This is a genomic window from Gilliamella sp. Nev3-1 (assembly GCF_001690435.1).
GTDB classification, from domain to species: domain Bacteria; phylum Pseudomonadota; class Gammaproteobacteria; order Enterobacterales; family Orbaceae; genus Gilliamella; species Gilliamella apicola_C.
In genome coordinates this window covers 1-4,644 of record NZ_LZHN01000033.1, presented here as the reverse complement: position 1 = coordinate 4,644, position 4,644 = coordinate 1, and the positions used below count along the sequence as shown (strand labels likewise).

The window sequence follows — 4,644 nt, the reverse complement described above, 5'->3', positions numbered from 1 at the left end:
TCATTATGGTAAAGACTGTTCTATTTGTAGGCAAATGATCCCATATGAAAATAATAGTATTTATATCAATAATAGTATTTATATCAAAGTAGAGAATAGTTATATAGTTGGCAATGGCCTGATGCGAAAAGTTTATTTGAAGAAAAAACCTGATTATATTTCTTTTGAGCGATTTACTAGAGGAGAACTGTACATTAAGGATTTTAAATCAGGCATTACCTGTACTTTATTATTCATAAGTAAAATCTAATAAAAAATGCATATGGAATTAATAACAATGAAAATAAAAATGTATATTTTATCAGATTTTTATTGGTTTGTATGGTACTCTGCTATCCAATAAAAATTGCTAAATATCACTTAATGGATTTAAGCGATGATGAAATTTCAGGCTTTTTCAACACTTGATTATATTATTGTTAACACCATAATATACCATCTTATTGTTAATATTTTTTACCTACCTAATGTAAGAATAAACGATAGCTGTTTAAAGGAACAAAATGAACTCAGTTTTCGATATATTTAAAATTGGTATTGGTCCCTCTAGTTCACATACTGTTGGGCCGATGCGAGCTAGTAAGGTTTTTATTGATCAACTTATTAGTGATGGAAAAATGTCATTGGTTACTAAAGTGGTTGCTGATGTCTATGGTTCCCTGTCACTTACTGGCAAAGGGCATCATACGGATATCGCTATTATTATGGGGCTTTCTGGTGAAAAGCCAGATACAGTGAATATTGATGAAATTCCAATTTTTATTGAACAAATGAACTGTACCCAGAGCTTGCCGATTTATAAGGGAAATTATGAGATCGGTTTTTCTTTCGATAGCATTATTTTTCATTCTAATTTTTTACCACTTCACGAAAATGGAATGACGCTAACAGCTTATCAAAATGATAAATTAATTGCACAGAAAACTTACTACTCAGTGGGTGGCGGGCAAATTGTGGAAGAAGAATTATTTGGTCAACAAGCGCAAAGCGCCGTAAACTACCCATATCCTTTTTCATCAGCAGTGCAATTACTCCAACATTGCGAAGACAATTCATTGTCTATTTCTAGTATTATGATAAAAAATGAATTAACGCTTCATTCTTATGATGAAATTGAAAGTTATTTTTCCCGCGTTGGGAAAACCATGCTCGATTGCATCCAAAAAGGTATGAAAACAGAGGGATTACTGCCTGGGGCTTTAAAAGTTCCCCGCCGTGCTTATGCACTTTATCGGCAATTGTTAACGAGTAAAAATGATAATGATCCTATGATTATTATTGATTGGATTAATATGTTTGCATTTGCAGTAAGTGAAGAAAATGCAGCCGGTGGACGAGTTGTAACTGCGCCGACTAATGGTGCTTGCGGTATTATTCCCGCAGTACTTGCTTATTATAATAAGTTTATTGATCCTGTAACACCTGATATTTATGCCAAATTCTTTTTAACTTGTGGCGCAATTGGTTTGTTATATCAACAAAACGCTTCTATTTCAGGAGCAGAAGTGGGTTGTCAGGGAGAGGTAGGTGTTGCCTGCTCAATGGCTGCGGCAGGTTTGGCTGAGTTATTAGGCGGTAACCCAGAGCAAGTGTGTATGGCCGCTGAAATTGCGATGGAGCATAATTTAGGTTTAACTTGCGATCCAGTTGATGGACAAGTACAGGTACCTTGTATTGAGAGGAACGCAATTGCTGCGGTTAAATCGATAAATGCAACTCGTATGGCACTAAGGCGTACAACTGCTGCTAAAGTTTCGCTTGATAAGGTTATTGAAACAATGTACGAAACGGGAAAAGATATGAATGCAAAATATCGAGAAACATCTCGTGGTGGATTAGCAATTAAAGTTCACTGTAATTAAGGTGAAGTTATTTGTTGTACTATTTAGATTTGTACTAGCTCAAACCTAATCTGACAGTTACCCGTTTTTATTGGGTGTCTGTCAGGTTAAATCTGGTTCAGATTTTTTTCTTCCCAGATCCGTTTTCCATCAAGCAATGTTTCCATTGGTGTCCGACCACAGCACATTTTTCCCTGATGAGTTCGTTCATTATTGTAATAATGCAGCCAATTGTCCAGATCTGTTTGGCGTGTTTCTAAATCTGAATAGCGCTTTTTACGGAATGTCACCATATAAAACTCATGTAAAATAGTTTTATGAAAACGCTCGCAGATCCCATTCGTTTGTGGCGACATAGCTTTTGTCTTAGTATGATCAATATCATTAATCGCCAGATAAAGTTGATAATCATGCTTTTCAATACTGCCACAAAACTCCGTTCCTCTATCGGTTAATATTCGAAGCATTGGCAAATGATGGGCATTATAAAATGGTAAGACCTTGTCATTGAGTAAATCGGCTGCTGTAATTGGCGTTTTGGTCACATACAATTTACAATGCACAATTTTAGAATAAGTATCAACAAAAGTCTGTTGATAAACCCGACCGACACTGTAGTGGTTTAATAATTCAAGACACTCAATTAGGTGGTAAACTAATATCATCAAAATGAGGTGAATAATGACAACAAACCGACAAAAATTTACAGTAGAATTTAAACGAGATGCAGCGGCACTGGTAGTTGAGCAAGGGTACAGCGTACAGGAAGCTTGCAGTGCAATGGGGTAAGTGAAACAGCAATGCGTCGCCGTGGTTTGCTCAGTTAAAGTTAGCACTTGAAGGCTATACGCCCGCATCAAAAGCGCTAACCCGAGAACAACAAATAATTCAAACCATGGAGAAAAAGATAAAACGACTTGAATTGGAAAAAGAAATACTAAAAAAGGCTACCGCTCTCTTAATGTCGGAAGAAGACAAAAATATGCGTTGAGCCATCAGTTAAGCGAGCAATACCCCATAAATATTGTCTGCGCATTATTTGCAGTATCTCGAACAGCATTTTATAACTCTCGTTTGCGCCCGGAAAACAAAATCAGGCAACAACGCCGGCAACAGGTTGAAATCCTCTTCAAACAAAGTAGAGACTCAGTAGGCAGTCGAACGATAACCACAAAACTGAACCAGCAAGGTATCAAGATGGGTCGTTATAAGGTGAGAGAATTAATGAAAGAGGCAAAATTATACAGTAAGAAACCCAAAGTAAGGCAATTTAATCGTGCAATCGAGGAACAACTTGAACTGCTCAATAAGCTATCACGGAACTCTAACCCCACTAGCCCAAATCAGGTATGGACAAGTGATATCACTTATATTTGGGCGGGTAGCAGATGGATTTATTTGGCGATAGTCGCCGATTTGTACGTTCGACGGGTAGTAGGTTATAGCGTATCAGATAAAGCCGATAGTCAATTAGTAATTAGTGCATTAGACATGGCTTGGCCTTTACGAGGTAAACCAAAAGCTTTAATGTTCCATTCTGACCAAGGTTGCCAGTATTTATCAGCTGCATTCAGGCATTGCCTTAGTCGTTATGGAATAGTGCACAGTGTTAGCCGTCGTGGTAATTGTTGGGACAATGCGCCTACTGAATGCTTGTTCCGTAGTTTGAAAAGTAAATGGATCCCCAAGGCCGGTTATCGTAGTTTAGCTAAAGCTAAGTCAGACATGTTCTGTTACTTATTCGGTTATTATAACCAAAGACGACCACATAGTTTTAACGCCGGTTTACCACCAGCTATTGCAAAACAACCTAAATTGGTGTTTAAAAATACTTGACCACTACAATAACGATAAAACGTATCTCTTGATACTCCCATCACTTTACAAGCTCTAGACACGTTCTGAAGTTCTTTAGCTAAATTTAATAAGCTTACTTCATGTTTTATGATTTGATTGTTAGTATGAAGCATGAGCGTTACCTCTTGTTGTTTTGATTGTAGATTTGACACCTAATATCAAAACTGGTAACGCTCTCTTTTTCAAGCCCTTTGTCTGGTATGTCCACACTTTTTAGTACCAAAAAGATAAGGTCATAGATTCATTTTATATTCAATGGGTGACTGGTAATTTAAAGACGAATGAAGCCTGTTGTAATTAAACCAATCCACATAGTGATTAAATTGCAACCTGAGTTGTTCAAGTGAATCAAAAATCGTGTTTGACACAAATTCAGTTTTCACCGCTTTAAATGTTGCTTCAGCAACAGCATTATCATAAGGGCATCCCTTATGGCTTAATGAACGCTCAATGCCAAATTCCTTTAAACATTCATCAAGTAGATGATTATCAAATTCTTTTCCTCTATCTGAATGAAATAACTCAACTGAATTTAAGTTAATAGGGATTTGGCTGATAGCATCCATAACCAGTTGAGCATTTTTATGTTTTCCAGCACTTCGTCCCACGATTTCTCGATTGCTTACATCAATAATCACACAAAGGTAATGCCATTGTTGTTTTACTCTCACATAAGTTAAATCAGTCACTAACACTTTTCGTTGTTGGCCTACGGTAAACTCACGATTAAGTTGATTACTTACTGTTGATTCGTTGCTTTGTTCTGTATTAGCACGATATTTTTTACAGGTATATTTTGATACTAATCCGGTTTCTTGCATGATTCGACCAATTCGGCGACGGGATAATAGTATGCTTTTCTCCCTAAGCTCTGCTTGTAGTCGCCTTGTTCCATAGGCTTGATAGTTATCGTTAAATATCGCTTTCACTTTTTTACTAAGCTCTT

3 protein-coding genes and 3 pseudogenes are annotated in these 4,644 nt (G+C 36.8%); 3 read left to right on the top strand and 3 right to left on the bottom strand.

What is annotated here, in order from left to right:
• The coding region (locus tag A9G40_RS15215; RefSeq protein ID WP_218057946.1) for a hypothetical protein at positions 1-250 on the top strand (250 nt) is incomplete at its 5' end.
• 253 nt (positions 251-503) lie between these two features.
• Positions 504-1,862, top strand: coding sequence for an L-serine ammonia-lyase (locus A9G40_RS05700; protein WP_065582267.1), 1,359 nt, complete (start codon positions 504-506; stop codon positions 1,860-1,862).
• Positions 1,863-1,948: 86 nt separating this feature from the next.
• Here the strand turns inward: A9G40_RS05700 and A9G40_RS05695 are convergent.
• A pseudogene (locus A9G40_RS05695) lies at positions 1,949-2,464 on the bottom strand (integrase core domain-containing protein); the annotation flags it as partial.
• 58 nt (positions 2,465-2,522) lie between these two features.
• Here A9G40_RS05695 and A9G40_RS05685 point away from each other — a divergent pair.
• Positions 2,523-3,677 (top strand): annotated as a pseudogene (locus A9G40_RS05685) (IS3 family transposase).
• Between the two features lie 8 nt (positions 3,678-3,685).
• Here the strand turns inward: A9G40_RS05685 and A9G40_RS14640 are convergent.
• Positions 3,686-3,811: pseudogene (locus tag A9G40_RS14640) on the bottom strand (helix-turn-helix domain-containing protein); the annotation flags it as partial.
• A gap of 120 nt (positions 3,812-3,931) precedes the next feature.
• Positions 3,932-4,644 (bottom strand): IS3 family transposase (locus A9G40_RS05680; RefSeq protein WP_065582265.1); only part of this gene is annotated, 713 nt, incomplete at its 5' end.